This is a genomic window from Streptomyces spinosus, assembly GCF_020400655.1.
GTDB classification, from domain to species: Bacteria; Actinomycetota; Actinomycetes; order Streptomycetales; family Streptomycetaceae; genus Streptomyces; species Streptomyces argyrophylli.
Window position 1 is genome coordinate 200,177 of the sequence record NZ_JAINRC010000003.1, and the last position, 23,760, is coordinate 223,936.

22 protein-coding genes, 1 tRNA gene and 1 pseudogene are annotated in these 23,760 nt (G+C 72.1%); 8 read left to right on the forward strand and 16 right to left on the reverse strand.

Annotated features, from left to right (window positions below; genetic code table 11):
* The first annotated feature begins 100 nt into the window (after window positions 1–100).
* Complete coding sequence (locus LG395_RS07795; protein ID WP_225808895.1) at window positions 101–1,321, forward strand: L,D-transpeptidase; 1,221 nt, start codon at window positions 101–103, stop codon at window positions 1,319–1,321.
* 157 nt (window positions 1,322–1,478) lie between these two features.
* A complete protein-coding gene (locus tag LG395_RS07800) occupies window positions 1,479–2,225 on the forward strand; it encodes a DUF6227 family protein (protein WP_225808896.1) in 747 nt (248 codons plus the stop codon).
* Window positions 2,226–2,228: 3 nt separating this feature from the next.
* Here the strand turns inward: LG395_RS07800 and LG395_RS07805 are convergent, their stop codons facing one another.
* The 5 genes from LG395_RS07805 to LG395_RS07825 form a co-directional block, all read right to left on the reverse strand.
* On the reverse strand, window positions 2,229–2,480 hold the full coding sequence (locus LG395_RS07805; RefSeq protein ID WP_171155390.1) for a hypothetical protein: 252 nt from the start codon (window positions 2,478–2,480) through the stop codon (window positions 2,229–2,231).
* A 138-nt stretch (window positions 2,481–2,618) separates the two neighbouring features.
* Window positions 2,619–4,763, reverse strand: coding sequence for a PTS fructose transporter subunit IIABC (locus LG395_RS07810; protein WP_225808897.1), 2,145 nt, complete (start codon window positions 4,761–4,763; stop codon window positions 2,619–2,621).
* Window positions 4,764–5,205: 442 nt separating this feature from the next.
* Complete coding sequence (gene pfkB, locus LG395_RS07815) at window positions 5,206–6,153, reverse strand: 1-phosphofructokinase (RefSeq protein ID WP_171155386.1); 948 nt, start codon at window positions 6,151–6,153, stop codon at window positions 5,206–5,208.
* Window positions 6,150–6,911 (reverse strand): DeoR/GlpR family DNA-binding transcription regulator, encoded by a 762-nt coding sequence (locus LG395_RS07820; protein ID WP_171155385.1) that lies wholly within the window; start codon window positions 6,909–6,911, stop codon window positions 6,150–6,152. The genes pfkB and LG395_RS07820 overlap by 4 nt, the downstream gene beginning before the upstream one ends.
* A gap of 256 nt (window positions 6,912–7,167) precedes the next feature.
* The gene (locus tag LG395_RS07825) at window positions 7,168–8,697 is read right to left on the reverse strand and encodes an MFS transporter (protein ID WP_171155383.1); all 1,530 of its coding nucleotides are present in this window, start codon (window positions 8,695–8,697) and stop codon (window positions 7,168–7,170) included.
* A gap of 62 nt (window positions 8,698–8,759) precedes the next feature.
* On the opposite strand from LG395_RS07825, the gene LG395_RS07830 reads away from it, so the two are divergent.
* A complete protein-coding gene (locus tag LG395_RS07830; RefSeq protein ID WP_225808898.1) occupies window positions 8,760–9,737 on the forward strand; it encodes a helix-turn-helix transcriptional regulator in 978 nt (325 codons plus the stop codon).
* Between the two features lie 80 nt (window positions 9,738–9,817).
* On the opposite strand, the gene LG395_RS07835 is transcribed toward LG395_RS07830, so the two are convergent.
* Window positions 9,818–10,513 carry a TetR/AcrR family transcriptional regulator gene (locus LG395_RS07835; protein ID WP_372463214.1) on the reverse strand — a complete coding sequence of 232 codons (696 nt, stop codon included), beginning with the start codon at window positions 10,511–10,513 and terminating at the stop codon, window positions 9,818–9,820.
* Between the two features lie 444 nt (window positions 10,514–10,957).
* Window positions 10,958–11,956 carry a sigma-70 family RNA polymerase sigma factor gene (locus LG395_RS07840; RefSeq protein ID WP_171155379.1) on the reverse strand — a complete coding sequence of 333 codons (999 nt, stop codon included), beginning with the start codon at window positions 11,954–11,956 and terminating at the stop codon, window positions 10,958–10,960.
* A 218-nt stretch (window positions 11,957–12,174) separates the two neighbouring features.
* Between LG395_RS07840 and LG395_RS07845 the strand changes: the two genes are divergently transcribed.
* On the forward strand, window positions 12,175–12,711 hold the full coding sequence (locus LG395_RS07845) for a GNAT family N-acetyltransferase (protein ID WP_171155378.1): 537 nt from the start codon (window positions 12,175–12,177) through the stop codon (window positions 12,709–12,711).
* Between the two features lie 46 nt (window positions 12,712–12,757).
* On the opposite strand, the gene LG395_RS07850 is transcribed toward LG395_RS07845, so the two are convergent.
* Window positions 12,758–13,549: a dioxygenase family protein gene (locus tag LG395_RS07850; RefSeq protein ID WP_171155375.1), complete on the reverse strand. Its 792-nt coding sequence runs from the start codon at window positions 13,547–13,549 to the stop codon at window positions 12,758–12,760.
* Window positions 13,550–13,654: 105 nt separating this feature from the next.
* Between LG395_RS07850 and LG395_RS07855 the strand changes: the two genes are divergently transcribed.
* Window positions 13,655–14,167, forward strand: a complete 513-nt coding sequence (locus tag LG395_RS07855) for a MarR family winged helix-turn-helix transcriptional regulator (RefSeq protein ID WP_225808899.1) — start codon at window positions 13,655–13,657, stop codon at window positions 14,165–14,167.
* Window positions 14,168–14,247: 80 nt separating this feature from the next.
* On the opposite strand, the gene LG395_RS07860 is transcribed toward LG395_RS07855, so the two are convergent.
* The gene (locus LG395_RS07860) at window positions 14,248–15,786 is read right to left on the reverse strand and encodes an MFS transporter (RefSeq protein WP_171155371.1); all 1,539 of its coding nucleotides are present in this window, start codon (window positions 15,784–15,786) and stop codon (window positions 14,248–14,250) included.
* Window positions 15,787–16,022: 236 nt separating this feature from the next.
* Entirely contained in the window at window positions 16,023–16,670 is a 648-nt protein-coding gene (locus tag LG395_RS07865; RefSeq protein ID WP_171155369.1) for a TetR/AcrR family transcriptional regulator, read from the reverse strand.
* Window positions 16,671–17,028: 358 nt separating this feature from the next.
* Between LG395_RS07865 and LG395_RS07870 the strand changes: the two genes are divergently transcribed.
* The 3 genes from LG395_RS07870 to LG395_RS07880 all read left to right on the forward strand — a co-directional run bounded on the left by LG395_RS07870 (window position 17,029) and on the right by LG395_RS07880 (window position 20,240).
* Window positions 17,029–18,339, forward strand: coding sequence for a M6 family metalloprotease domain-containing protein (locus tag LG395_RS07870; protein ID WP_225808900.1), 1,311 nt, complete (start codon window positions 17,029–17,031; stop codon window positions 18,337–18,339).
* Between the two features lie 140 nt (window positions 18,340–18,479).
* Window positions 18,480–20,123 carry an IclR family transcriptional regulator domain-containing protein gene (locus LG395_RS07875; protein ID WP_225809044.1) on the forward strand — a complete coding sequence of 548 codons (1,644 nt, stop codon included), beginning with the start codon at window positions 18,480–18,482 and terminating at the stop codon, window positions 20,121–20,123.
* 44 nt (window positions 20,124–20,167) lie between these two features.
* Window positions 20,168–20,240: transfer RNA gene (locus LG395_RS07880), tRNA-Arg, on the forward strand.
* A gap of 71 nt (window positions 20,241–20,311) precedes the next feature.
* Here LG395_RS07880 and LG395_RS07885 read toward each other — a convergent pair.
* From LG395_RS07885 to LG395_RS07910, 6 genes and pseudogenes are all read right to left on the reverse strand, one after another.
* Entirely contained in the window at window positions 20,312–21,463 is a 1,152-nt protein-coding gene (locus LG395_RS07885) for a tyrosine-type recombinase/integrase (RefSeq protein ID WP_225808901.1), read from the reverse strand.
* Entirely contained in the window at window positions 21,463–21,645 is a 183-nt protein-coding gene (locus LG395_RS07890) for a helix-turn-helix domain-containing protein (RefSeq protein ID WP_030642747.1), read from the reverse strand. The genes LG395_RS07885 and LG395_RS07890 overlap by 1 nt, the downstream gene beginning before the upstream one ends.
* Complete coding sequence (locus LG395_RS07895) at window positions 21,638–22,939, reverse strand: replication initiator (RefSeq protein ID WP_225809045.1); 1,302 nt, start codon at window positions 22,937–22,939, stop codon at window positions 21,638–21,640. The genes LG395_RS07890 and LG395_RS07895 overlap by 8 nt, the downstream gene beginning before the upstream one ends.
* Window positions 22,940–23,078: 139 nt before the next feature.
* Window positions 23,079–23,324: a SpdD protein gene (locus tag LG395_RS07900; RefSeq protein ID WP_225808902.1), complete on the reverse strand. Its 246-nt coding sequence runs from the start codon at window positions 23,322–23,324 to the stop codon at window positions 23,079–23,081.
* A 24-nt stretch (window positions 23,325–23,348) separates the two neighbouring features.
* Window positions 23,349–23,543 carry a hypothetical protein gene (locus LG395_RS07905; RefSeq protein ID WP_225808903.1) on the reverse strand — a complete coding sequence of 65 codons (195 nt, stop codon included), beginning with the start codon at window positions 23,541–23,543 and terminating at the stop codon, window positions 23,349–23,351.
* A gap of 16 nt (window positions 23,544–23,559) precedes the next feature.
* Window positions 23,560–23,750, reverse strand: a pseudogene (locus LG395_RS07910) (mobile element transfer protein).
* Window positions 23,751–23,760 lie beyond the last annotated feature (10 nt).

A 23,760-nucleotide genomic window follows, 5' to 3' on the forward strand; every position in this document is an offset into this window, starting at 1 on the left:
GGCGTTCGAAGGGAGCGGAGGGAACCTTCCCCGGCGTCGGCGCCCTCTTTCTCCACGCACTGGAACGGATCACGCACATCACACGAACTGGGAGCAGCCCGTGACAACGCCGGACATTGCAGCGCGGCGCGCACTCGGGGCCTGTGCCGCCCTGATGGTCGGCGCCCTCACCCTGACCGCCTGCGGCGGCAGCGCCAACGCGGACAACGGCGACGGCAAGGGGGGCAAGGACTCCCCGAAGACGTCGACGGCGAAGATAGCGATCTCGGCCAAGGACGGTTCGACGGGGGCGTCCATCAACGCGACCGGGGTGAAGGTCAGCGACGGCAAGCTGACCGACGTGAAAATGACCGTGGCGGGGTCGGGACAGACCGTGCCGGGGGCGATATCGGACGACGGCCGCAGCTGGAAGCCCAAGGAGCGGCTGGAACGCGGGACGAAGTACCAGATATCGGCGACCGCGAAGGACGCCGCGGGGCGCACGGCGGCGGCCAACTCCGTCTTCACCACCGTCACCACGGCGAACAGCTTCATCGGCACCTACACGCCGGACGACGGCACGACGGTCGGGGTGGGCATGCCGGTGTCGTTCACCTTCGACAAGTCGATCACCGACAAGAAGGCCGTGCAGTCACACATCACGGTCAACACCACCAGCGGCCAGCAGGTGGTCGGGCACTGGTTCGGTGACCGGCGGCTCGACTTCCGGCCGCAGGAGTACTGGAAGGCCGGCTCCAAGGTCACGATGGACATCGACCTGGACGGCGTCCAGGGCGCCCAGGGCGTCTACGGGGTGCAGAAGAAGACCGTCTCCTTCACCATCGGCCGGTCGCAGGTCTCCACGGTCGACGTCCGCACGCAGACCATGACGGTCGTACGGGACGGCCGGACCGTCAAGACGGTGCCGATCTCGGCGGGCAGCCCGCAGCACACCACGTACAACGGACAGATGGTGATCTCCGAGAAGTTCACGCAGACCCGGATGAACGGCTCGACGGTCGGCTTCGGCGGGGAGTACGACATACCGGACGTGCCGCACGCGATGCGGCTGACGTCGTCCGGGACGTTCATCCACGGCAACTACTGGTACAACAAGGGCAACCCGCCGTTCGGGCGGGAGGGCACCAGCCACGGCTGCGTCGGCCTCGCGGACGTGCAGGGGGCGCAGGGTGCCACGTCGGCCAAGTGGTTCTACGACAACTCGCTCGTCGGTGACGTGGTGATCGTGAAGAACTCCCCCGACACCACGGTCGCCCCGGACAACGGCCTCAACGGCTGGAACATGGCGTGGAACGCCTGGACCGCGGGAAGTGCCGTCTGAGCGGCGGGTTTTGACAGGACGACGGGCCGCACGGGAACTTTTCGCGCGGCCCGCGCGTTTTCCCGGCGTACGTTTTCTCGGTTCCCGGACACGATGTCCGACCGAGGGGCTACGGTATGCACCCACAAGGTGACATGCAGCAACGCCGGGAGAAGCCTTGAGCGTTCCGTACGAGACGGCAGCGTACGAACCAGCCGAGTCGCCCGAGTCTCCTGAGGAGCATCTCGCGCGGCTCCTCGGCCGTGCCCTGAACTCCTTCGAGCTGCCCGACGAGGTGATAAGGCAACTCGACTGCGCGCTGGCGCACGACAGTTCGCTGCACTCCGCGTACCACAGCGCGGGGCTGCACCGGGAGACGTACCGGCACACCTGGCTGCTCGCCGACGGCTCGGCGGTCACGCTGTGGGAGCTGGTGCGCAACCCGACGCCGGGCAGCGCCCCGGAGCACGAGGTGTACATCGACGAGGAGGAGGTGCAGACCGCCACCGCACGGCTCGGTCTGCCCCCGGACACGCGGGACTTCGAGCTGCCCGCGCTGATGCGGCTGTGGGCCGCGCCCGAGCCCCGGCACATGTTCGCCTCCGACGACTCCGCGGACCACGCGCGCCGGCTGCTGCGCCGCGCTGAGAACCCGGACCGGCCCGACGAGCGGACGGCGGCACTGCTGGCGACGGCGACCGCCCACGAGATCACCCAGGCGTTCGGCAGGCCGGGGCGGGCCGGACGGACCGGGCTGAGTTACGCGCTGTACGAGCACGCCTTCCTGCTGCCGGACGGTACCGAGATCTCCCTGTGGGAGGTGGAGCACACGGCGACGCCCGACGGACGGCACATGTGCGAGGTCTACCTGTCGGAGGACGCCGCCCGGGACGCCATGGAGCGGCGCGCCGCGCGGCAGGGCTGAGGGTCAGCCGTTGGCGAGGTGCCGTACCAGGCCCGCGAACGCGTCCTGTTCGGCGGGGGTCAGCTCGACGGACTCCCGGGAGGGGCCGACCCGTGTCTGACCCGGCAGGGCCGGGAGCGGCGCGGTGGAGCGCCGGACGACGGTCCGGCGGCCGGCACGGCGCAGCAGACGCACCAGAACGACGGCCCAGACGACGGCCGCCGCGCCGAGGACGGCCACGCCGATCAACTGGAGAGTCGTTGCGTGCTCAGGCATGCCTCCCAGTACACACCACGGTCCGGGACTTTGGTCCCGGACCGTGACGTATCTCGCAGGTGCCGTGAACAACTCACAGCGAACCAAAGGGACAAGGAGAGCAGGAGGGGTGCGGCGCCGTGGACGGCGGTGCGGCGCTCAGGCCGCTATCGCCTGCTTGGTCTCCTTCGGAGCGGTGGCCGCCGGCGTGGCGGGATCGGCGGCCGTCGCCCCGGGGGCCGGCTTGCGCAGCCCCTTCAGGAGGACCACCAGGGCCGTGGTGACGCAGACGCCGGCCGCGATGGCCACCAGGTACAGGAACGGGTTGCCGATCAGCGGGACCACGAAGACGCCGCCGTGCGGGGCGCGCAGGGTGGCGCCGAAGGCCATCGACAGAGCGCCGGTGAGCGCACCGCCCACCATGGAGGACGGGATGACCCGCAGCGGGTCCGCCGCCGCGAACGGGATCGCGCCCTCGGAGATGAAGGACGCGCCCAGCACCCAGGCGGCCTTGCCGTTCTCCCGCTCGGTCTGCGTGAACAGCCTGCCGCGCACGGTGGTCGCCAGGGCCATCGCCAGCGGCGGGACCATGCCGGCCGCCATCACCGCGGCCATGATCTTCATGGCGGAGTCGCTGGGGTCGGCCACGGCGATGCCGGCGGTGGCGAAGGTGTAGGCGACCTTGTTGACCGGGCCGCCCAGGTCGAAGCACATCATCAGGCCGAGCAGGGCGCCCAGCAGGACGGCGTTGGTGCCGGTGAGCCCGCCCAGCCAGTCGGTCAGGCCCTTCTGCGCGGAGGCGATGGGCTTGCCGATCACGACGAACATCAGGAACCCGACGATCGCCGAGGAGATCAGCGGGATCACCACCACCGGCATGATGCCGCGCAACGCCGCCGGGATGTTCACCTTCTGGATCGCCATCACCACGCCACCGGCGATCAGACCGGCCGCCAGGCCGCCGAGGAAGCCGGCGTTGATGTCGAGCGCGATGGCGCCGCCGACGAAGCCGGGCACGAGACCCGGCCGGTCGGCCATGCCGTAGGCGATGTAACCGGCCAGCACCGGGACGAGGAAGTTGAAGGCCACGCCGCCGATCTGGAACAGCAGCGCCCCCCAGCTGCCCGACTGCGTCCACACGAAGTGGTCCATGACCGAGGGGGCCTTGTTGACCTGCCAGCCGCCGATTGCGAAGCCCAGGGCGATGAGGAGACCGCCCGCGGCGACGAACGGGACCATGTAGCTGACGCCGGACATCAGCCACTTGCGGAGCTTGGTGCCGTAGCCCTCGGTGGAGTCGCCCGCGCGCTCGACCGGCGTACCGGACCCGGCGTGCGCGGGGGCGCTCACCTCGCCGCGCGCCGCCTTGCCGCGGACCTCCGCGAGGAGTTCGGCGGGGCGGTTGATGCCCGCCTTCACGCCGACGTCCACGGTCGGCTTGCCCGCGAAGCGGTCCTTGTCGCGCACCGGGACGTCGTGCGCGAAGATCACGCCGTCCGCCGCCGCGATCACCGCCGGGTCCAGCCGGGCGAAGCCGGCCGAGCCCTGCGTCTCGACGACCACCTCGAAGCCCGCCTCGCGGCCTGCCTTCTCCAGGGACTCGGCCGCCATGTAGGTGTGGGCGATGCCGGTCGGGCAGGAGGTGACGGCGACGACACGGAAGGGACGTTCACCGGAGCCGGCGGGCTCCGCGGCGGGTGGTGCGGTGTCCGCGGCGGGGGTGCCCGCCGGGTTCGCGCCCCCGGTGTTCGCGTCCGCGTCCGTGGTGGGTGCCGTCCTGGCCGCTGCGGCGCCGGTGGAGGCCGCCACCGGGGCCGCAGCGGTGTCTTCGGGGGTGTCCTCGGCGCTCCCGGCCGAGGGTGCCTCGTCGCCCCGGATCAGCGCCGCCGCCGTCTCCGGGTCGCCCGCCGACCGCAGCGCGGAGGTGAACTCGGCGTTCATCAGCTGGCGGGCGAGGGAGGAGAGGATCGTCAGGTGGGCGTCGTCGGCGCCGGCGGGCGCCGCGATCAGGAAGATCAGGTCGGCCGGGCCGTCCGCGGCGCCGAAGTCGATGCCGGCGGCGCTGCGGCCGAACGCGAGAGTCGGTTCGGTGACGTGGGCGCTACGGCAGTGCGGGATGCCGATACCGCCGTCCAGGCCGGTGGGCATCTGGGCCTCCCGGGCGGCCACGTCGGCGAGGAAGCCCTCCAGGTCGGTCACCCGGCCCTGGCTCACCATGCGCTCGGCGAGGGCACGGGCCGCCGCTTCCTTGGTGTCGGCGGACAGGTCGAGATCGACCAGGTCCGCGGTGATCATGTCGCTCATCGCGGGCTCCTCTGCTCGCGTATCGCCCGGGGAGAAGGGTGGGCGGAGGTGGGGACGGGGGTGTTGCGGGGGGCGGTGGGGCGGACGGGGACCGACGGGACACCGCGACGGGGTGAGCGGGACGGGGCCGTCGTACCGGGTGCGGGGGGCCGCGCGGGGGGAGCGGTGCGGCGGTACGGGGCCGGTGGAGGACTCCACCCGCGGTGGCGGGCGGGGACGGACGGGGGCCGGGCCGTGGACACCGGCCCGGTGGCGGATGCGGCGCCCGGCACCGCGGCCGACCGGACCCGGCCGTACCCGGCGGACGTATCTCGGACCGCCGGAGCGGGTGTAACGGGGGCGGACGTACCCGGACCGGGCGTGACGCGGGCGGCCTGCCTGTGCGCCGGGGTACGCAGACCGTGAACCACCGGGGCGGCCGTGGCGCGCGTCCGCGGGGCGGTCATGACGCGGGCTCCCTCAGTTCGCGGTCCACGGGGACGTCGGTGGTGACGGTCACCGCCGCCGGGTCCAGGTCGGCCGGGGTCGGCATCACGCTGCCGGGCAGTTGGACGGCGGCGGCGCCGTGGGCGACGGCGGAGGCCAGGGCGTCGGGGCCGGTGCCGCCGGCGATGAGGAAACCGGCCAGGGACGCGTCACCGGCGCCGACGTTGCTGCGGACCGCGGACACGCGTGCGCTGCCGAACCAGGCACCGGTGTCCGACACCAGCAGCTGACCGTCGGCGCCCAGGCTCGCCAGCACGACGCGGGCGCCCATCGAGCGCACCTCCTCCGCCGCCTTGAGCGCGTCGCCCACGGTCGTCAGGGGGCGGCCGACGGCTTGGGCCAGCTCCTCGGCGTTCGGCTTGACCACGTCGGGCCGCGCGCGCAGGGCCTCCAGCAGCGCACGCCCCGAGGTGTCCAGCGCGATCCGGGCGCCCCCGGCGTGCGCCCGCGTGACGACATCGGCGTACCAGGAAGGCGCGAGCCCCCGGGGCAGGCTGCCGCAGCAGGCGATCCAGTCGGCGTCGCGGGACTGCGACCGGACGGTGTCCAGGAGGAGTTCCTGCTCGGACCCCGACAGCTCCGGGCCCGGCGCGTTGATCTTCGTGAGGACGCCGTCGGCCTCCGCGAGCGCGATGTTGGAACGGGTGTCCCCGACGACCGGGACCGGCGCCACCTCGATGCCCTGCGCGTGGAGCAGTTCGGCGACGAGCGCTCCCGGCGCGCCACCCAGGGGCAGTACCGCGACCGTGCGCCGGCCGGCGGCGGCGACCGCGCGCGAGACGTTCACGCCCTTGCCACCGGGGTCCATGCGTTCGGTCTCGGCGCGGATGACCTCGCCGCGCTTGAGGGCCTGGACCTCGTAGGTGCGGTCGAGGGACGGGTTGGGGGTGACGGTGAGGATCATGCGCGCACTACTTCCGTGCCGCCGCGCTCGATCGCGGCGGTGTCTTCGGGGCTCAGCCCGCTGTCGGTGATCAGCAGGTCCACGTCGCTCAGGTCGCCGAACCGGGCGAAGTGCTCCTGGCCGTGCTTGGTGGAGTCGGCCAGCAGCACGACGCGCCGGGCGGCGGCGACGGCGGCCCGCTTGACCGCGGCCTCGGCGAGGTCGGGCGTGGTCAGTCCGTGCTCGGCGGAGAAGCCGTTGGCGGCGACGAACAGCACGTCGGCGCGGATCTCGCCGTACGCGCGGAGCGCCCACGCGTCCACGGCGGCGCGCGTGCGGTGCCGTACGCGCCCCCCGATCAGATGGAGCTGGATGCCCGGGTGGTCGGCGAGCCGGGCGGCGATCGGCAGGGAGTGGGTGACGACGGTGAGCCGGGCCTCCAGCGGGATGGCGGCGGCGACGCGGGCCACCGTCGTACCGGCGTCGAGGATCATCGTGCCCTCGGCCGGCAGCTCGGACAGGGCGGCCTTGGCGATGCGGTCCTTCTCGTCGGCTGCGGTGGTCTCGCGCTCGGCGAGGTCCGGCTCGAAGTCGAGGCGTCCGGCCGGGATGGCGCCGCCGTGCACCCGGCGGAGCAGACCGGCCCGGTCGAGGGCCTTCAGATCGCGGCGGATCGTCTCCGCGGTGACCTGGAACTCCTCGGCCAGCGACAGCACGTCCACCCGGCCGCCGTCACGGGCGAGCCGGAGGATCTCCTGCTGCCGTTCCGGTGCGTACATGTCCGTCGCCTCCGCCTCAAGGTCCGATCGATGTCCGGTCGCTTCCGGGTCATGCCCGAACGTGTGGTTTCACTGGGAGGCTACGCCCGGATTTCCGGAAAGTAAACAGATTCGGGCCCAGTCCGGGCATGATCGGACGACCGGACGGTCGCGGACCGCTTCGGACGGCCCGGGACGCCTCGGGACGGCTCGGGACGGCTCGGGGCAGCGGAAAGGCCCGGTACCGAAGCGGTACCGGGCCCCTCGTCCTGCCTGGTCAGTGCGCCAGCGCGGGTTCCCCCTCCACGGCCGGCGCCTGCCCGGCCCCGCCCTCGACGTGCTGGGCCGGACGCTTCGGCAGGGCGGACATCAGCAGGAAGATCACTCCCATGATCCCGGCGACCCACCACAGGGCGTGCTGGAAGGCGTGCGTGAACGCCGGGCCGACCTGGGCCGGCGTCAGCCGGTCGCCGATCTGCCCGAAGAAGACCACCGACACCAGCCCCAGCCCCAGCGCGTTGCCCATCTGCTGCACGGTGTTGATCAGTCCGGAGGCGGAACCCGCGTGCTCGCGCGGCACCTCCGAGAGGACCGCGTCGGTCAGCGGGGCGACGATCAGACCCATGCCGGCGCCCATCACGACCAGCGGCAGGGCCATCTGCCAGGAGGCGATGGCGGGACCGTAGTGGCGGGCCTCCCCCAGGTACAGCAGCACGCCCGCGCCCATCACCAGCGCGCCGGCCTGGAGCACCTTCCGCCCGAACCGCGGGACCAGTTGCTGCACCGACAGGCCGGCCGCCGTGGACACGGCGATGGAGAACGGAACGCCGGTCAGCCCGGCCCGCAGCGGGCTCCAGCCCAGGCCGATCTGCATGTACAGCGTCCAGACCAGGAAGAAGATGCCGAGCGCGACCCCGAAGACGGTCTGTACGGCGATGCCCGCGGCGAAGCTCTTCACCCGGAAGAGGGACAGTTCGACGAGCGGGGAACCGTCCCTGGCGGCCTTCCGTTTCTCGTACGACACCAGCGCCGCGAAGACGGCGAGCGCGCCGGCCATGCAGAGGTGTCCCCACAGCGGCCAGCCCAGTTCGCGTCCCCGGGTGAGCGGATAGAGCAGCATCAGCAGGCCCAGCGTGACCAGGGTGACGCCGACGAGATCCAGCTTCAGCGCCTTGGGGGCCCTGGACTCGGTGATGAAACGGCGGCCCAGCAGCCAGGCCAGGACGCCGACAGGGAGGTTGATGAGGAAGATGGGCCGCCATTCGAGGCCGAACAGGTTCCACTCCGTCAGCAGCGCGCCGAGCAGCGGGCCGGAGACCGCGCCGAGGCCGACGATCGCGCCGAACAGACCGAAGACCTTGCCGCGTTCGTGGGCCGGGAAGGTGGCGTGCACGATCGACAGCACCTGCGGCACCATCAGCGCCGCCATGCCGCCCTGGAGGATGCGGGAGGCGACCAGCATCTCCGGGTTGGCGGCGAAGCCGCACAGGGCCGAGGCGAGCGTGAAGCCGCCGATACCGATCAGGAAGAGCCGCTTGCGGCCGTGGATGTCGCCGAGCCGCCCGCCGGTGATCAGACCTGCGGCGAAGGCCAGGGCGTAGCCGGCGGTTATCCACTGGATCTGACTGACCGAAGCCCCCGCGCTGCGCTGGATGGACGGGATGGCGATGTTGACGATCGTCACGTCCACCAGGTCCATGAAGGCCGCGGTCATGACGATGGCCAGGGCGAACCAGCGGCCGCGGTCGGCGGCCGGTGAGCGCAGTTCTCCGCGCCCCTGTGCGGTGGTGCTGTCGTTCGGGGTCATGGAGCGACCGTAGGACCGCTTTAGGACAGATCATGTCCTAGTTCTCCGGCATGCTCGGACGCATGACGACCGACACTCCGGCCCGGCTGCTGCAGCTCCTGTCGCTCCTTCAGACGCCCCGCGAGTGGCCCGGCGGTGAGCTGGCCGAGCGGCTCGGGGTGTCGCGGCGCACCGTGCGCCGGGACGTCGACCGGCTGCGGGAGCTGGGCTATCCGGTGCAGGCGACGAAGGGCGCGGACGGCGGGTACCGCCTGGTGGCGGGCAAGGCGATGCCGCCGCTGGTGCTGGACGACGAGGAGGCCGTCGCCATCGCGGTGGGGCTGCGGGCCGGCGCCGGGCACGCCGTGGAAGGGGTGGACGAGGCGTCCGTACGGGCCCTGGCCAAGCTGGAACAGGTACTGCCCTCCCGGCTGCGGCACCGGGTGTCCACGCTCCAGGCCGCGACCACCGCGCTGACCCACGGGGACGGGCCGAGCATCGCCCCGGAGACGCTGACCGTGATGGCGTCGACGGTGGCCGGATGGGAGCGGCTGCGGTTCGCCTACCGCGACAAGGACGGCAGCGCCTCGAGGCGGCTGACCGAGCCGCACCGGCTGGTGTCCACGGGCCGGCGCTGGTACCTGGTCGCGTACGACCTCGACCGGGTGGACTGGCGCACCTTCCGGGTCGACCGGGTGAGCGAGCCGTTCGCGACCGGGGTCCGGTTCGCGCCCCGGGAGTTGCCGATGGGCAGCGCCGCCGAGTTCCTGCGGCAGTCGCTCCACGGGCGGCAGGAGACGTACGCGTTCGAGGTGCGGTTCGCCGCGCCGGCGGACCGGGTGTCCGGGCGCCTGCCGGCGTGGCTCGGGGTGCCCGAGGACGACGGCGCGGGCGGCTGCGTCCTGCGGGGCACCACCGGCGACCCGCTGGAGTGGCTCGCGGTGCGGCTGGTGATGGCCGGCTGCGAGTTCGCGGTGCGCGGGCCCGGGGAACTGGTGGAGTGTGTGCGGGAACTGGGGGGCCGGCTGAGCCGGGCGGCCGGCGCCGACGGGAGGGCGTAGGCCGTCCCGCCTCGGTGCGGGGCCTCACTGGTGCCGGGCAGCCGCGGGTCCGCCGGCTCTACCGGTCCCGCCGGAGTCTGTCATCCCGTCCCGCCCGGACCGCCGCTTTCGCCCCAGTCGAAGGACCGGAGGGCGCGCAGGTTGTCGAGGGCCAGGGCCGCCGGACCGTCCGGGCCGGTGGGCGGGGTCGTCGTGGCGGCCCAGGACTCCACGGCCACGCGCACGGCGGCACCGGCCACGGCCGCGGCGAAACGGAGGTGCGGGGTGAGCGGGGCCGGTCCGCCCGCCGCCTCGGCCCGCCTCACCAGGACCTGCGCCAGCGCTTCCTCCGACATCTGGCACACCTCCGCCCACACCTTGCGCAGGGCCGGGCTGGTGTCGGCGAGGCGGACCAGGGTGCGCAGCCATTCCCAGGAGGCGGCCGAGACGCCGAGGCCGGGGGTGAGGGTGTGGCGGACGGCGTGCTCCAGCGCCTCGGGGAGGGTCAGGTGCGCCGGTGCCGCACGGACCGCCTCGGTCCAGCGCTGGGCGCCGGCCGCGTAGAGGGGGGCCACCGCTTCTTCCTTGGTGGCGAAATAGCGGTAGAAGGTGCGCGGTGCGATGCCCGCGGCCTGGGCGATGTCCTCGGCACGGGTGGCCCGCAGGCCGCGCTGGACGAAGAGGGCCGCCGCCGCCCGGGCGATCTCCATCCGGGTCTCGGCCTTCCGGCGCTCGGTGAGGGACACCGGTACGGGAGCGGAAAACGGCTGGTGGGCGGGGCCGGGGGTGGTGCTCATCCGGGCAGGCTATGCCGGTGTGGCAGAATCTGCCATCCGGCGGTCCACCCCGGGGTTCAGGTACGGGGTGGGCCGTCTTCCAGCAGGTCGGGCCGGGTGGGGGCCCGGCACGCCCAGTGGCCGCCTGAGCCCGCGGCCTCCCCTCGACCCGCGCCCCCTCGCAAAAAGAAGAAGCCGGACTCCGGCGCCCGGGGGGGTGGGCACCGAAGTCCGGCTCGGGAAGGTCCCGGCGCCGGGGGGGGATCGCGACGGGACACGTGGCTCACGTGGGCCGGCCGCGTGGGGTCGGCCGGGGCTGTGCGGTGGGGTGGGGAGTGCGGTTCCCGGGGCCCGCTCCTGGGCCCGGAAGGGTTGTTCCCTCGGGCCCAGCGGTTGAAGCGAGGCGACAGCGCCATGTTTGCGCCGTCTTTCGCCACCGGGCGTACGCCCCGTGCGCCCCCTGCGTCACGCAGCAGCGTCGAACCCGGTCTGGCGGGCCAGCTTCTTCAGCTCCAGCAGCGCGTGCTTCTCGATCTGCCGGATCCGCTCACGGGTGAGTCCGTGCTCCTTGCCGACCTCGGTCAGGGTGCGCTCGCGGCCGTCCTCGATGCCGTACCGCATCTTGATGATGGAGGCCGTGCGCTGGTCCAGGCGGCCGATCAGGTCGTCCAGCTCCTCGCTGCGCAACAGGGTCATGACGGACTGCTCGGGGGAGACCGCCGAGGTGTCCTCCAGCAGGTCGCCGAACTGGGTCTCGCCCTCGTCGTCCACCGACATGTTCAGCGACACCGGGTCGCGGGACCAGTCGAGGACGTCGGTGACGCGCTCCGGCGTCGAGCCCAGCTCCGCGGCGATCTCGGCGGGCTCGGGCTCGCGGCCGTGCTCGCGGTTGAACTCGCGCTGCACGCGGCGGATGCGGCCCAGCTCCTCCACCAGGTGGACGGGGAGCCGGATCGTGCGGGACTGGTCGGCGATGGAGCGGGTGATGGCCTGCCGGATCCACCAGGTGGCGTACGTCGAGAACTTGAAGCCCTTGCGGTAGTCGAACTTCTCGACGGCGCGCACCAGGCCGGCGTTGCCCTCCTGGATCAGGTCGAGCAGCGGCAGACCGCTGCGCGGGTAGCGCCGGGCGACCGCGACGACCAGACGGAGGTTGGAGCGGATGAAGACGTCCTTGGCCCGCTCGCCGGCGGCGACCAGGGCTTCGAGCTCCTCGCGGGTGGCGTCCGTCTTGGACTCCTCCTCGCCGTCGAGGACCTGCCGCGCGAACACACCCGCCTCGATGGTCTGGGACAGCTCGACCTCCTTGGCGGCGTCGAGCAGCGGTGTACGCGCGATCTCGTCGAGGTACATGCCGACCAGGTCGCGGTCTGCGATCTCGCCGCCATGAGCGCGAACACTGCTTGCCGAGTCGGCCGTCTCGCCGGTGGCGGACTGACGACGGGCGACGGCACGGGTTGCCATGCGTGCTCCCTTGCGATGGTGGGCTGGCGGGTGGTCCTGGCGAACGCTCGGCACTGACGGGGGAGTCTCCTGGACTCGCTCACTCGCTCTCGCTCCGAGACTCTCTCCGAGTGCCCTGCATCCGATGGAAACAACGACTGGAATCCGGACAGAATTCCCAACCCGCCCCCCAAGTTTTCTGATCATGCAGTACCCTGTCCGCCACGCTGGGAGGCAAGATGCCGTCGGAACCTACTGAGGCGCAGGTCAGACCGGGAGTCGAGGCGGACCTCGAAGCCCTCACGGCGATCTACAACCACTACGTGCGTGAGACGGCCATCACGTTCGATACCGCGATCTTCACTCCGGAAGAGCGCCGCCCTTGGCTGCTCTCCCACCCGGAAGACGGCCCGCACCGGCTGGTGGTTGCCACGGACGCGGAGTCACAGCAGATTCTGGGGTACGCCACATCCAGCCCTTACCGGCCGAAGCCGGCGTACGCGACGTCCGTGGAGACCTCCGTGTACGTGGCGCCGGACTCCGCACGAGGGGGCACCGGCGGCCGCCGCGGGATCGGCACGCTGCTCTACCGCGCCCTCTTCGACGCCCTGGCGGGGCAGGACGTGCACCGCGCCTACGCGGGCATCGCCCAGCCGAACGAGGCCTCCACGCGGCTCCACGAGCGTTTCGGCTTCACGCACGTGGGAACGTACCGCGAGGTGGGGCGCAAGTTCGGCCGCTACTGGGACGTCGCCTGGTACGAGAAGCCTCTGTAGTCCGCCCGGACCGTCACGGCCGCACGACCCGGCCGGACTCCTCACCTCATCCGAACTGCACCGAACGCTTGGCCATTCCCATCCAGAACCCGTCGATGACGGACTTCTGCGCGTCCAGCTCGCCGCCCGCCTCCGCCGCGCCCATGGTCACGAACAGCGGGGCGAAGTGCTCGGTGCGCGGGTGGGCGTAGCGGCCGGCCGGGGCCTTGTCCAGGAAGTCGAGCAGCGCGTCCCAGTCGCGGCTCTCCAGGGCCCGCCGCCCCCAGTCGTCGAACTCGGAGGACCAGCTCGGCACGCCCCGGCCGGCGTACCGCAGGGCGGCGAGGTTGTGGGTGAAGAAGCCGGAGCCCACGATCAGCACGCCCTCGTCGCGCAGGGGGGCGAGCTTGCGGCCGATGTCCATCAGGCGCACGGGGTCGAGGGTGGGCAGGGAGATCTGCAGGACGGGAATGTCGGCGTCCGGGAACATCTCGACGAGGGGGACGTACGCGCCGTGGTCCAGGCCCCGGTCGGGGATGTCCTGGACGGGGATGCCGGGGGCGCGCAGCAGCTTGCGGACGGACTCGGCGAGCGCGGGGGCGCCGGGAGCGGCGTACCGGACCCGGTAGTAGTGCTCGGGGAAGCCCCAGAAGTCGTAGACGAGCGGCACGGTCTCGACCGCGCCGAGGGCGAGCGGGGCCTCCTCCCAGTGCGCGGAGACCATGAGGATCGCCTTGGGCCGGGGCAGGGAGGCGGACCAGGCGGCGAGCTGGCCGGGCCAGACGGGGTCGTCGGCGAGCGGCGGGGCACCGTGGCTGAGGTACAGGGCGGGCATGCGCTCCTGGGCGGTGGCGGACATCGCGGCGGCTCCCGGTGATCCAGTTGCTTTAAGTCTCAAGTTCTCACGGAAACTCTACGCCCGACTTGTTCAAGTTTCAAGGAGCTGCCTCGTACAGTGGGGGATATGAACACGGCACCGGACCCCGCCGCCGCGCGGCACCGCTGGCTCACCGACGAGGAACAGCGCATCTGGCGGGCCTACCTGCACGCCACCACCCTGCTGGAGGACCACCTCGACCGGCAGCTCCAGCGCGACGCGGGGATGCCGCACATCTACTACGGCCTCCTCGTCAGCCTCGCCGAGGCGCCGCGCCGCCGGCTGCGGATGACCGAGCTGGCGATGAAGGCCAAGATCACCCGCTCCCGGCTGTCGCACGCCATCGCGCGGCTGGAGAAGAACGGCTGGGTACGCCGTGAGGACTGCCCCAGCGACAAGCGCGGCCAGTTCGCCGTCCTCACCGACGCGGGCCACGAGGTGCTGCGGCGCACCGCGCCCGGCCACGTCAGCGCCGTACGACAGGCCCTGTTCGACCGGCTGAGCCCGGAACAGCAGAAGGCCCTCGGCGAGATCATGGAGATCGTCGCCGAGGGCCTCCAGCCCAACGAAGCGGGTGCGGACCTGCCCTGGCTGCGTTAGGGCCTCTCGTTCGGATCATGCCGGGCTCGCGGGCCTGATCCGAACGAGCGATCCTTAGGCGGGCCGGGCCGTACGGCCGGTCAGTGGGCCACCACCGGCACCGGGAGCTCGTCCTCGGCGCCCTCGCCCGAGGCCATCGGGACGGAACCGGGACGGCCGGCGTTGACGAAGGTGAACGCGATCAGGGCGGCGACCGCCAGGATGCCGACGGCGAACCAGATCGCGGTGCTGTACCCGTGCACCTGGCCCTGCAGCGCCACCAGCTGCTGCTGCGGCCTGGAGGCGGCACCGGCGATGTGGTCCTTGATGTACGAGGTGGTCGCCGACGCGGCGATGGTGTTCAGCAGGGCGGTGCCGATCGCGCCGCCCACCTGCTGCGAGGTGTTGACCATCGCGGAGGCCACACCGGCGTCCCGGGGCTCGACGCCCTGGGTCGCCAGGGACATCGCCGGCATGAACGCCGTACCCATGCCGAGGCCGAGCAGCACCATCGCGGGCAGCAGCAGGGCGGCGTAGGAGGAGTCGATCTCCAGCTGGGTCAGCAGGAGCATGCCGATCGCCGCGACCAGGAAGCCCGGGCCCATCAGCAGGCGGGCCGGGACGCGGGTCATCAGCCGGGTGCCGATCTGGGTGGAGCCGGTGATCATGCCGGCCACCATCGGCAGGAAGGCGAAGCCGGTCTTGACCGGCGAGTAGCCCTTCACGACCTGGAGGTAGTAGGTCAGGAAGAGGAACAGGCCGAACATGCCGATGATCGCGAGGCCGAGGGAGAGGTAGATCCCGCCGCGGTTGCGGTCCGTCACCACGCGCAGCGGCAGCAGCGGGGCCTTGACCCGGGACTCCACGACCGCGAACGCGACCAGCAGCACCACGGACGCGACGAACATCGACACGGTCACCGCGTCGCCCCAGCCGTCGGACTCGGCGCGGGTGAAGCCGTAGACGAGCGCGACCAGGCCGAGGGTGGACAGCAGGACGCCCGGGATGTCGAGCGGGTTGCGGTTGCGGCCGCCCTCCGGCTCACGGATGACGAAGTAGGCGCCGGCCGCGGCCACCACGGCGAACGGGACGTTCACGAAGAAGGTCCAGCGCCAGTCCAGGTACTCGGTGAGGAAACCGCCGAGGATCAGGCCGACGGCACCGCCACCGCCCGCGATGGCGCCGTAGATGCCGAACGCCTTGGCGCGCTCCTTGGCGTCGGTGAACATCACCGCGAGCAGGGACAGCGCGGCCGGGGCGAGCAGCGCGCCGAAGACGCCCTGGAGGGCGCGGGCGCCGAACATCATCGAGCCGGTGGTGGCGGCACCGCCGAGCGCGGAGGCGGCGGCGAAACCGGCGAGGCCGAGCACGAAGGCGCGCTTGCGGCCCCACAGGTCGGCGATCCGGCCGCCGAAGAGCAGCAGGCCGCCGAAGGCGAGGGCGTAGGCCGTGACGACCCACTGCCGGTTGCCGTCGGATATGCCGAGGTCGGTCTGGGCGGAGGGAAGGGCGATGTTCACGATGGTGGCGTCGAGGACGACCATCAGCTGGGCGAGCGCGATGAACACGAGCGCCTTCCAGCGGTTGGCGTCACCGCTCGCAGCGGCGGCGCCGGGAGCCTTGAGGGCTGCTTCGGACATGGAGATACCCACTTCGGGACTTCGTGACGGAGAAGACCGGACCTTCGTGAGGGAGAGAACCGGAACTTCGTGAAGGAGGAGGTGACGAAAGGTGTGACGGAAAAATGATGAGAAAACGGAGTACGACGGAAAGATGAAGGGGACGCGCTTCGGAAGGAGGACGGGCGGAAGGCGGACCGGCCGTTCCACGGAGGGTGGACCGGGTGCGGGAGCCGAACTGATCGGTCAGTCGTCGGTCAGCAGTCGCGCAGCTCCCTGATGTTCACGGCCCGGCCCGGCAGGGCGGAGCGGGCCGGGGCCCGCAGACCGTCGAGGAACAGCTGCAGATGGCGGTGGACGAAGCGGTCGCCGCGCATGCAGTCCGTCCCGGCCGGGGGCCGGCTCAGCTGGGCCACGACGATCATCAGATCGCCGACGCCGACGTCCGCCCGGAGCTGCCCGGCCGCCTTGGCCCGGCCCATGACCTCCTCGACCAGCTGCTCGACGCGCTCGCGGGAGGCCTCCAGGTCGGGGTGGTGCTGGTCGAAGGTGCTGGACACCATGGGGCACAGCGCACTGATCCGCTCGTCGGCGGCGGTGTGCACGAAGCGCTCCAGGGCGGCGAAGGCGTCCCCGGTCTCCGCGAGGGCCCGCTCGGCCGCCTCGGCCGTGCGGTCCATGACGGAGCAGACGACCTCGCGGACGAGGGCGTCACGGTCGGGGAAGTTGCGGTACACCGTGGCGTTGCCGACGCCGGCCCGGCGGGCGATCTCGTCCAGCGGCACGTCCGGACCGTGCTCGACGAACATCTCCCGGGCGGCGGTGATGATCCGCTCCCGGTTGCGCAGGGCGTCGGCGCGCGGCCGGGGCGCCTTGCGCGCGGAGGGGGCGGTCGTGGCGGGCACGGTGTACTCCTCGGGTCGGTCGGGATGCTGCGTGATGGGTGCGCCGTGTGGCGCGTGAGGTGAGTCGGCGGCGGCCGCTCGACGGTGAGCGTTCCGCGCCCGGTGTGATCCGGGGAGCCGGTCCCCGTTTCCGTCGGACACAGGGCTAAACGGGGAAACCATCCCCGGTTATTTCCCGACCGCCGAAAGAAGTGATGTGACCTGAGACACAATCACCACCCGCCGGGATTCACCCCTCCGCCGCCCCGCTTTCCCACGGTCGGTCCCCTCCAGCGCGCGCCCCCCGACCCGCAGACACAGGGTGAGCGCAAGGGTGCAGCCGGAGACCGGCGGCTGCCGTGGCGCGAAAGGTCCCTGCATGCAGCCGCAGCCGCAGCCCCGCCCCCGCCGCCGCATACGCCGGCGCCGGGTTGCCGCCCTGTCGATGGTGACCGCACTGACCCTCGCGGTCAGCACCTCGGCCGGGACCGGCAGCCTCACGGCGCCCGCCTCCGCCGCCGGGCCCGACAACCTGGCCCGCAACTCCGCGCTCATCCCCTGCATGATCCGTGGCGGTCTGGACGTGCAGATGACCGAGGGCCTGCCCACCCCGTCCGGCTACTCCCGCGCCACCGGCACCGTCCGCGCCCTGACCCTGATGGTGGACTTCCCCGACGCGCCCGGACCGGGCAGCGCGATGGACCGCTTCCACGAGTTCTTCCCGCAGACCCAGGAGTGGTTCCGCACCGCGTCGTACGGCCGTCTCGACTACCGCCCCGAAACCCCCGTCGCCACCTGGCTGCGCATGCCGAAGACCTTCCAGGCGTACGGCATAGAACGCGGCGCGCCCTTCGACCCCGGCTACCGGAACCTGGTCCAGGACATCGTGGCCACCGCCGACCCGGCCGTGGACTTCCGCGACTACGACCTGCTCAACGTGCTCATCACCCCGAACGCCGGCCCCTCCGCCCTGGACACCGTGCTGTCCGTGACCTTCGCGGGGAACGACGACGCCCCGGTCGCCGACGGCGTGCGCATATCCAACGCCTCCTTCGTCTACTCCCGCCAGGACGACGGCTCCGGCTCCTACTCCCGCACCGGCTACCGGGTGCTGCCGCACGAGAACGGTCACATCTTCGGCCTGCCCGACCTGTACACCCAGGAGGGCGGGGGCGCGGTCGGGCACTGGGACATCATGAGCGAGGACTGGGGCGCCAACAACGACCTGCTCGGCTGGCACAAGTGGAAGCTGGGCTGGCTGGACGGCGGCCAGGTCGCCTGCGCGGCGGCCCGGGGCGGCACCGAGTACACCCTGACCCCGCTGTACAGGACGGGCGGCGGAAAGCTCATCCTGGTGCCGGTCACCGCGGGCAGCACCTACGCGCTGGAGGTACGCGCGCAGGGCGGCAACGACGAGGCGGTGTGCCGCCCGGGAGTGCTCATCTACAAGGTCGACGGCGCCGTCGACACCGGCCGCGGCCCGGTCACCGTCTACGACAGCCACCGCCAGAGCGGCGGCTGCACCCGCAGCCCCAACGTCCACGCCGAACTCTCCGACGCGCCGTTCGGCCCGGGAGAGACGTTCAAGGACCCCCGCCACGGCATCACCGTCCAGGTCCTGAGCGCGGACGAGGAAGGCGACTACCGGATACGGATCACGAGGGGGGCGGGGGCGGGGGTCGGGGCGTGAGGGGGCGGCCGGGGGGTGATCGACGGATCCCGGGCGGGCCGCGAACCGCCTGACACGGGGCGGGCACGGGACCGGCTCACGGCCGGCCGGGAGAGGTTTACCGTAGGCGTGCCCCGATGGGACGCCGTACCGGAGAGACGATGCCCGCGATGACCGCAGTGGATGCCGATGCCCCCGCCGGAGCCGGCACGCCGGCGGAGGCGGTCGGACCGCTGCTGCGGGGCGTCACGGTGCTACGGCGGCTCACCGAGGCGGGCGGCACGCTGAGCCCGAGCGCGCTGGAACGGGCCACCGGCCTCGCCCGCTCCACGGTGGACCGGATCACCGGCACCCTCGGCCGCATGGGCTACGTCCGCCTCGACGGCCGGGACGTCGTCCTCACCCCCCGCGTGATGGAGCTGGGCAACGCCTACCTGGCCGCCCTGCGCCTGCCCGCCCTGCTCGACGCGCGCGCCGACACCCTCGCCGACGAACTGGACGAGTCGGTGTCGCTCGCGGTCGCCGACCTCGACGGCGTCCGCTTCATCCACCAGGCCACCCGCCGCCGCGCGCTGTCCGTGAGCTTCCGCATCGGCGACCTGCTGCCGGCCGAACGGACCGCGCCGGGCGCGCTGTTCGCGACCGAGTGGACGGAGGCGGACTGGACCCGCTGGCGGGAACGCCGGGCGCAGGACGCACGGGACGCGTCCTTCCCCGCGGTACCGCCGAGAGCGGACCCCACGGCCGCCCCCTGTTCCCCGCCCCCCTCCCCGGACTCCTTCGCGCAGCGGGTGGAGCGGGCGCGCCGGGACGGCTGGGCCGTCGACGACCAGCTGATCGAGCCGGGCCTGGTCGCGGTGTCCGTACCGGTACGGGACCCCGGCACCGGCCGAGTGGCCTGCGTGGCGAGCGTGGTCAGCCACACCAGCCGGCACTCCGCGGCGGACCTGCGCACCAGCCTGCTGCCCCGGCTGCGTACGGCGGTGACGGCGATGGAGACGGACCTGCGCACCGCGCCCGCACCGGAGCCCGGTCCGGCGCCGGCCGGCCTGGCGACCTGGACCACGGCGTCCAAGCACGAACTCGGCCGGGACTTCGTGGAGTCGCTGGCCCGGGGCCTGACGGTACTGACGGCGTTCGGCGAGGGCCGCGCGGCGCCGTCCCTCACGGAGGTGGCCCGCGCGACCGGGCTGTCCCGGGCCACCGCACGCCGGGCGCTGCTCACCCACGAGCACCTGGGCCTGGTGGCCGCACACCCCGACCGCACGTACACCCTCACCCCGCGCGTCCTGGACCTCGGCTTCCCGGCCCTGTCCCGGACGACACTGCCCCGCCTGGCCGAACCGCACCTGCGGGCCCTGGCGGACACGGCAGGGGAACCGACGGCACTGGCGGTGCTGACGAGCGACGGCAAGGAGATCCAGTACACGGCCGGAGCGGGCACGAGCCGGGTCCTGACCGTACAGATCAGCGTGGGCACACGACTGCCGGCGACCGCGACCTCCCTGGGCCGCGTCCTCCTGGCGGACACCACCGCCCCCCTGTCCCCCACGCTCACCGAGGTCCGCTCCCAGGGGTACGCCCTGGTCGACGAGGAGCTGGAATCGGGCCTGCGGTCCATCGCCGTACCGGTACGGGACCGCGCGGGCCGCACGGTGGCCGCCCTGAACGTCTCCACCCACGCGGCCCGCCGCACCCTGCGGGACGTCGTCGCCGACCTCCTGCCCGCCCTGCACGCGACGGCGGCCCACATCCAGCAGGACCTCCACACCGCATCCCGCTTCACCCACGTCCCCCCGTCCTGATCCGGTACTCTGTGGACCAAGCGCCCACCAGGACGCCCACCCACGCCTTCGTAGCTCAGGGGATAGAGCACCGCTCTCCTAAAGCGGGTGTCGCAGGTTCGAATCCTGCCGGGGGCACAAGGGAAAAGGCCCCGGACCGATCATGGTCCGGGGCCTTTGACATCCACTTCTGACATCAACGCTGGTGGTCACTGACGACCGGGACGCCGCCTGAGCAGGCGGTCCATGTGGCTCATGGCCTCGCGCTGGGTGTCCTGCACGACGTGCGTGTAGACGTCCATGGTGATGCTGATCTGAGAGTGGCCAAGGATCTCCATCACGACGCGGGGCGCGACCCCGGCCGCCGTAAGAAGGGTGGCAGTGCCGTGCCGGGCGTCGTGGAGCCGGATGACGCGGAGGCCGGCGGACTGGGCGACGCGGGTGAAGGAGCGGTAGACGTTCCGCGGCTCGACCGGTCGGCCGGTCCGGGTGGTGAAGACGTACGCGGACTCCTGCCACTTCTCCCCCGCCTTGGCGCGGGCAGCCGCCTGCCGCATGCGGTGCCAGCGCAGGGGTGCGATGCAGAGAGCGGGCAGCGGGACGGCACGGCGACGGCGGCTCTTGGGGTCGTCGTCGTACAACACGCCCCGGCGGCGCTGCGTCTGCTGCCGGACGTAGAGAACCCGGTTGTCCAGGTCGATGTCCGACCAGCGAAGGCCGACGATCTCGCCCCGGCGGAGACCCATGGCGATGGCGAGCACGAAGGCCGCGTAGAGCGGGTCTTTGCGAGCGGCGGCGAGGAAGTCGAGGGTTTCGTCCAGAGTCCAGGGGCTCAGCTCCCGCTCCTTGATCCGGGGCGGCTCGACGAGCTTCGCGACGTTGCGCGTGATCAGTTCCTCTCGGCAGGCCGAGGACAACGCCGACCGCAGTACGCGGTGAGCCTCCTTGGCCGTGGCTGCGGTCGCCTCGTTCTCCAGGCGGACGAGGAAGCGGCGCACGTCGGCGACGCCCAGCGATTCGAGCCGCTTCGCTCCGAGAAGCGGCACCAGGTAGAGCCGGACGTGCGCCTCGTACTTGTCGTACGTGCTCAGCTTCCGCCGGGGCTTGATGACGTTGTCCAGCCAGTACGGCAGCCACTCGGAGAGCTTGGCCGAACGGGTCGGCACGGGCACGCCCTGGTCGACCTTGTCGAGCAGTTCCCGGCGCTTGGCGTCGCACTCGGCCCAGGTCTTGCCGTAGGCGAACTTACGGGCGCGGGTGCCGTCCGGCTGCAGCACGTAGACCGCGCACTGGAAGCGGCCGTCCTTGCGCTTGGTGATGGTGCCGGCGCCGTTCGGGTTGCGCTTGCGCTGCTGGGCCATCAGGCGGCCGCCTCCAGTTCGTTGGTGATGTACTCGCGGACGGCCCGCGCCGGGATGCGACGGCACCGGCCGATGGTGATCGAGGGAAGACGCCGGGAGCGGATGAGGTCGTAGACCGTGGAACGGCCGACCTTCAGCCGCTCCATCACGTCCGGCACCGTCAACAGCTCGTCGTCACGCATAAGTCGGCTCTCCTTCCGTTCCTGGGGAGGGTTCGAGGGATGCGGCAAGCCAGGCTTCGGCGTCGGACAGGCCGGTGCCGGCGAAGACCCAGTGGGCGAGGACGTACGTCGTCTCGGTCTCCGGGCCGTTGGCTGCTGCGGCTTGTGCTCGGCGCCATTCGGCGCGTGCGTCGCGGAGGGCGCCGAGGGTCGTGGAGTAGCGGCGGGACTTGGTGGAGAAGTGGCCGCGGAAGCCGAGCATGTGGGCCCAGGCGCGCAGGCGGAGGTGTTCCAGGTCCTTGCGTGCGCCGAGGGTCCAGGCGGTTCGGATGAGGCGGCGGGCGTGGTCGCTGATGTCGAGCTGGGCGAGTTCGGCGGCGAACTTCAGCGGGCGGTCGAGGGCGCCCGTCGCGGTCTCGGCGCCCTTGGTGGCGTACTTGGCGATGTACGCCGCTACGGCCCGCTCGGTCAGCTCCTGACCGCCGTTGAAGTCGGCGGAACGGATGGTGCGGACATCGTGCTGTCGGCCGAAGGCGAAGGTGTGGGCGCGGCCGTCGATGACCGGGCCGTCGACGTGGACCTTGCCTGCGGCGGCCTCGATGGCGTCGGTGAGGAGTTCGGCCGTTGCCCAGGCCGGGGGCGGGGTGTCTCCGCCGCCGGGGCCGTCGAGGCGGATGACCGCGTGGAAGTGGACGGCTCCGCGCTTCTGGTACTCGGCGACCTTGGCGAAGGACACGCGCGCGTGCTCGCGGAACCGGCGCTGGGACAAGCCCGCCCGCTTGGCGACCTCACGGCGCAGGTAGACGGAGAAGCGTCGCCAGAGCTGCCCGGCATGGGCGTTCCAGAGGACGGCCGCCTCGTAGTCGTAGGTGTCCGGGTCGAGCGGGGTACCAAGGGCGTCGTCGTCCTGGTCGTGGTGAGTGCCGCAGCGGCAGGGGCGGCCGTCGCTGCGGCGGTTGTGGACCGGGCCGAAGCCGGGGGCGGTGAAGGTGGCGAAGATGCGGGGGTGACCGGCGACGTGTTCCGGGATGCCCTTGCCGCCGCGCAGTCCGGCGGTGATCAGGTGGAACGTGTCGCGGCGGTAGACCTCGGCGCAGGCGGGGCATCGGGTGGTGCGGCGGTTGTTGCAGCGGACGAGGAGTTGGCCGGCGGGGAGGGTGGTCGAGTCGAGGTGGTGGAGGACGCGGCCGATCTCGCCGGTGGTGGTGTCGATGTCGTACTCGGTGCGGTGGCCGTCGAGCCGGATCGGGTTGGTGCAGCCGCCGAGCCCGGAGAGCTGCCGGAGGATACCGGGCAGGGTGCCGCCGTCGGCCAGCCTTGCTAGTTCCGGGAGCGGGGGCGGGGTGGTGCGGGTGAAGATGGCGGTCTCCTTCTGACTGGATCGGTCAGGAGTGATGGCCCGGGGCGGCCGGATGCTTGGCCGTGTCGTGGCCGCCCCGGGTGCGGTCGGCTTGTCAGCGCCGGTGCTGGCCGCGGAGCAGGGAGCGCAGGACTACGGCGGCGACGGCCACGGAAATGGCCGTGATGGCGACGGCCGCCAGGAGCGCGGTGAGGACGACGCCACCGACGAGCACCGCCACGACCGTCTTCTGATCGATGGGGAGCGACGGCAGGCCGCGACGGACCGGCGCCGGGTCGGTCGGGGCATGGGTGTGAGCAGGCGGCGGGGTGGGGCTGTCCGGGTACTTGGGCAGGAACACGGTTGACCTTCCTTATCTACTCGTCTAGTCATGTAAGCCGTTTACGACGCTCACTCCGGAGCGCGTGCCGGACTCGATGGCGGGGGCGAGGAAGGTGTGCGAGAGCCAGAAGCCGAACAGGGTGATCAGGACGACGATCCAGGTGCGGACGCCGAGGAACTTGATCGCTGCCCAGGCAAAGAAGCCGAGGACGAGGACGAGCGGCAGGCTGACGGTCACGGTGGTCCGGGTCCTTTCAGCGGACGGGGCAGCGGTGGGTGCGGGCGGCCAGTTCGGCGGCGGCGCGGCTGTCGTAGTCGGCGGAGAAGCCGCATCGCGGTGCGGTGCAGGCGGCGGTGTGCTTCTCGCGGCCCCGGTTGTCGTAGGCGGTGCCACCTGGACGGGGCCGATGCGGGTGACGTTGCGGAAATTGCGACTGGCGGACACGCGGTCTCCT